At 53.3% G+C, this 5,093-nt stretch carries 3 protein-coding genes and 1 pseudogene; 3 read left to right on the forward strand and 1 reads right to left on the reverse strand.

Going from position 1 to position 5,093, the window contains the following annotated elements; translation table 11 throughout:
* Both EUC46_RS12210 and EUC46_RS12215 read left to right on the forward strand, forming a co-directional pair.
* Positions 1 to 531: helix-turn-helix domain-containing protein (locus tag EUC46_RS12210; RefSeq protein WP_206646005.1), on the forward strand; the 531-nt coding region annotated here is incomplete at its 5' end.
* A gap of 401 nt (positions 532 to 932) precedes the next feature.
* A pseudogene (locus EUC46_RS12215) lies at positions 933 to 1,461 on the forward strand (transposase); the annotation flags it as partial.
* A gap of 2,699 nt (positions 1,462 to 4,160) precedes the next feature.
* Here the strand turns inward: EUC46_RS12215 and EUC46_RS12220 are convergent.
* A complete protein-coding gene (locus tag EUC46_RS12220) occupies positions 4,161 to 4,394 on the reverse strand; it encodes a helix-turn-helix domain-containing protein (RefSeq protein ID WP_338324488.1) in 234 nt (77 codons plus the stop codon).
* An 86-nt stretch (positions 4,395 to 4,480) separates the two neighbouring features.
* On the opposite strand from EUC46_RS12220, the gene EUC46_RS12225 reads away from it, so the two are divergent.
* Complete coding sequence (locus EUC46_RS12225; protein WP_128774433.1) at positions 4,481 to 4,984, forward strand: GNAT family N-acetyltransferase; 504 nt, start codon at positions 4,481 to 4,483, stop codon at positions 4,982 to 4,984.
* Positions 4,985 to 5,093 lie beyond the last annotated feature (109 nt).

The following is a 5,093-nucleotide window of genomic DNA, read 5'->3' on the forward strand; positions in this document are numbered from 1 at the left end:
CACACCGCAGCCCGCACCACCGCCCAACGAAAAATGCCCACCAACAAGGGTGAGCATGCTTCCTTCGCTGGGACGCCCCCAGGCCACGCGCCACACAGCGCAGGTTCGTATAAGGACGCCGTGGTACGCTTCCGCACACTCGACACGAACAACTGGGACGCCTTACTGATCTTTCTTGAAAAACTTCGCTCCCAAGATGTTAGCTGTGAGACGCAAATAGCCAAAATTAGTCAGATCAAAGGCTTTAACGATGGTATTACTTCCAGCGTCGCCTTAAACCAACCTGCTATAAATGGTCTCGATAGCAACACTCCACCAGTGGACGGTATACCCGTGACACAAATTCAACACCCCAGGCTTCGTCCAGTCACGGATCAGCAGCGCCAACAGGTGATTGAGCTTTATAGAGCTGGCAGTTCCATAGTGGAGATTGTCGAGCGGTCGGGCGTCTCTCGCTCATCTATCCACCGCATCTGCCGCAAAGAAGGTCTTCTTCGCCGACCCCGCGGCTTAAGTCAACAGCATCGGTAGGATTTAGCACTCAAAATAGCTGACGACAGCAGAGAAGTAGTAGGCGCATGCAGGTGTTTGAAAAACGAGGAAACTGCGACCAATTTTTATTATATCATAATCATCGTGCACCCAGCCTTTTATCAACTCTCTCGTCATATTCCACATTTGGAAGATGACTTCATCGTCACGTGTGCGTCAGATCGATGGTTGCGGCGTGTGCACCTGTTTGTCTATGTGGGTGCAGTATCGCACGAGATCGCTGTTCAATATACGCCCATTTTCGACGATCTCAGCATTCGTAGGTTAAAAGGCTCTTCCCAGATGAGGGTGTGGGTTGGGCTGGCGAGTCGGTCCTTGAACAGGTGTCGAAGTCTTCGGAAGATGAGGGTTCCTACACGCCTCGTCCAGAAGACCTCAACATACCTCACGTTACCCCGCTGGCTGGGTTCAGCCGCCCTGATCTGACCAGTTTCGCTCGACTTGATGGTCTTGGCCTGGCCGCAACTGGACAGCGCCTGGAGCCGGAGCGTGCTGTTGTGGCTTGTCGGGTTGTCGAGCCGTACCAGTGGTGCAGGCGTTGTGGGTGCGAGGGGATGGTTCGCGACAGCGTGATCCGCCGCCTCGCGCACGAGCCGCTCGGCTGGCGGCCTACCGTGCTGGAAGTCACGGTGCGTCGCTACCGCTGCATCGAATGCGGACATGTGTGGCGCCAGGACACCACCGCGGCGGCCGAACCACGCGCGAGGCTGTCCCGTGCCGCAGTGCGGTGGGCACTGGAAGGCCTCATCGTCGCCCACCTGACCGTAGCCGGTCGCCGAGGGTCTCGGGGTTGCGTGGGACACCGCCAACAACGCCGCCCTGGCCGAACGCAAGCGCGTCTTGATCGAGACCGAGTCCCGCTTCGATGGTGTCACGACCATCGGGGTCGATGAGCATGTTGTGCGCCACGACGCGCTGTTGTTTCGGGTGGAGGTGAGAGACCTGCATCTCCCGGTCGTCGTAGCGGCTGGGTGAAGTTGGCGGCAGCCTGAACTGGGGATCGCCGGGGAGGGTGGGAGCAGCCGCGACAAAGTCAGGGCGGTTCGGTACTACCGGACGGGCCGTGCCTGGCCAACGAGACGGGAAGGTGTACGCAAGGAACCGGTGTTGTGAAGCCTCTTCATCGTCAACCAGCTCGAACCCAGTGGATCTGGGCTGGGATGTGGTGCGTGTTCGCCTCTCGGGGGCTGTCAGCCGGGTAGCCGAGGGGGTGGGTATCAGCGGCGGCACGGATCTTTCGGTTCGACACCGACAGTGCCAGGCTTCGGGCGAACAAGGTGCGGGTCGAGATCGAATGTGCCCGCCATCATCCCCAACCAAGCAGTTCTCCTCACAGGCGGGTTGACTCGGTCGGGGCGAGTGACGGAGGTGTGGATCATGGCGCGTATCCAATCGGTCACCCCCACACCACGTGCCTTGGTCGCCATTCGCCAGGAAGCGCGTAGCAAAGCGATGTGTGACGAATAGCATATTCGTGATATGCGCCACAACATACTTCAAGCTCGTAAGGACGTCATGGCAGTATCCACTCAGCAGCATCGGACCTTCCGAACTGCGCTGAATCGGCACACAGCGCCACGACATTCCGACAGTCGTGGCGGTAGACGAAGGGATAGAAAGAAGCTCGCAACACTCCGCGATTGTTTGAATTATCCTATAGTTTAATATATAATTGACTATATGATGATTAGAAAATCGCCAGAATCATACATACCAAGTCCTGACCGATCAGCGTTATGCGAACGCTGTCATCAAGAGATTGGTAGGCGAGCATCAGGTGACGTGATGGGAAGAGTCAAAAGGATCCTTAACGGGCTGTTCGGTGACGACTATGATCCCTGGAAGGTCGAGCAATGGTACGGAACCCAAGAAGAGCGCAACAGGCTTGAGGCGTATGCCGAGCAGTACCGCATGACGACCGATGAAACAGTTACCATGTCCGCACGAGCTCCCTGGTGACACCTCTTCAGTATCCTCTACCGGTCAGAGAGGTCTTGAAACGACTGTCAGGGCACGCTAAACTTGATTATTTCGTCTTGGACGCGCGAGATTTAGTTATAGCTTTGGCTTAACGTGATTCGCTTCTAGCAACGTGACCTTGTCAGGTGTACAGACAAGCATTGAACTAGCACAGTTGTTTTCCTGCCAACATTCTAATCGTTCGCATCTCAGTCAGCTTCGTCCCTGTAGGGCTCGTTGGCTCAGATGCCTCGAACGCAATTCCACTCATCGAAACAAGACCACGTCCTTATCTGAGTACCTATGAGGCTGTTTTGAGGAAAGAACTTAAGATCTTCAAGTCAATACGATGCCTGGATGAGAACCGCGAGAAGTGGACGCGGCGTACTGTCGTCACTGTCGATTTCACCGATGGTCTCGACACTTATGTCGAGCGAATAACTTACGATATTGATCAAAAGCACATCGTCCAACATTCGAAATTGTCACGAACTGACACTTTTTATGTACCAATTGCTTGGCGTCCAAGGGAGACGTTTTTAGAATTCGATTGTGTTTCAAATTCGGGGACATCGCTACAGCTGACCGAACTGGCTATTCGGCAACGTTACTGCGAATGGTACTTTTGGCAGAGATGTCGAGAGTTAAAGGTCGTTAAACCTTCCAAAATTACGTCCAAATTACGGTCGTGTCTTAAGTCCTATGTTGAGGACGGTAAGCCAGAAGCATTTGGCACCTGTTCGAAATCCGACCAAGAAACATGGGCCACCCTTCTTGATAATACATCGCTCAACGCTATCTATCGGCAAATCGGAAAATACCAACCCTTAGTTTTGCGTATCGCAAATAACGACGACGTCTCTATTATTAAAATTAAAGAGCGAAAGACATTAAGACGGCCGCCGCGAAGAACTGTTTTTGACGCTCTCAAGGGGAGTATGGTGGGGACCGTATGTTCGATCAATGCCGGAAGAACTAAACTAATAGCGCCAATTGATATGCGCTTCAAGTGCGTAGATGGGTTTATGTTGAAACCGGACGTACACAGTCTGCCTACCAAGGTGAAAACAGAGGTGCTCGGTGACGGTGGGTGGGCTTATTGTAATACAGACCAGCAAGGTGATTATACTTTGTGGAGGCTAACAATGACTCCACGACGATCTCGATTTATATCGCCCGGATTCAGGGTCTTACTACTGGGGATATTGGCAATATTCTACTGGCAAATATTTGATGTCAACGCTTCATCCGGACGTGATGTCTTGAACGGATTCTCAATGGCAGTTGTCGGAAGCGTGTTTCTCTACTACCTGAGATTATTTGACGTAAAAAGAACCCATTCGTTCCAATTTCGATGGGCAAGCACGTGGCAACGAAGTTGTCTCATGTTCGCTTATGCCACAGTCTTGATATTTCCGTTTATAGCGCATCTGCTAAACAAATTTTCCGCTCTTGTCAGCAAACTACCCGAATGCTCAATCTTCAACTTCGAAGGTTTCGCCGCCTTATTACGTTCTGACACCACTGTTTGCGTTGTCAGATGGTCGATTATTATTGCAATACTTGCCTTACTGATTGATTTCGTCATTGTGAACAGGTATGCTCGACCGTGGGTTAACACCCGCGGGTAGAATTCCTGCTGCCATGCGTTAAACCTGTCGCAGCAGCTCTTCCACCTCCACCCCCAACTTCTCCGCCATTCTTTCTACACTCTTCAGGGTGAGGTTGCGTTCTCCTCGTTCTACGCCTCCCATGTAGGTCCGGTGTACTCCCATGAGTTCGGCGAAGGCTTCTTGGCTGATACCTCTCTCTAGACGATAGGCTCGTAGATTTGTCCCTACTGTCTTCTGAAGATCTCCTATAGCCACAAGCCATAGCCTCACGACCTGCTACTTGATAGTCTACAGACTTATGAGTAGCGTTGGTGGTCACTCAAGGTGTCTCGGTATGCTGTAGGGAGGGGCTGCAGGTGTCCATCAAGCTTCGTGCGCTGGCTCCCGAACATATCCCTTGGCTTCTTGAAGCCTGCTCGGACTGGGAGGAGCTTGCACAGCATGGGTCGCCGTACTGGAGACCGCGGAGCTGCGCCGAGCTTCAACGTAAGATCGACGATACTGCTGGCCCGCTGCCAGCCGCCGCCTACACCTTCGTCATCGTCGACGAGACGCGCCTGGTGGGGGAAGTTTCAGTCCACGCTATTGATTGGCGTAATCGCGTAGCACAGGTTGGGGTCTGCATCTGGAGACCAGAGGATCGTTGCTGTGGCTACGGTATGGCCGGCTGCACGGCTGTCATCGACTGGGCGGTAAAACACCTGGGGTTGCGGCGGCTGGAGGCATGGATCCTGAAGGGGAACAGCGCATCGCTTGAACTCTTCCGGACGTTGGGCTTCGAGCAGGAGGGTACTTTCAAGCAGCGCTATCTACACGACGGATACTACAAGGATATCAACATTCTAGTGTCGCGTGTTTGAAGTTGTTGGGCGCTTGGCTTTCTTGAGTATCTGGTCGGCGGGCTTGGTCCAGGAGAAGGGTTTGCAGGTCTTGTTGTAGGTGTCGATGAAGCGTCGGATGGTGGTGGTC

The sequence above is a fragment of the Actinomyces oricola genome, assembly GCF_004104015.1.
Classification (GTDB): Bacteria; Actinomycetota; Actinomycetes; order Actinomycetales; family Actinomycetaceae; genus Actinomyces; species Actinomyces oricola.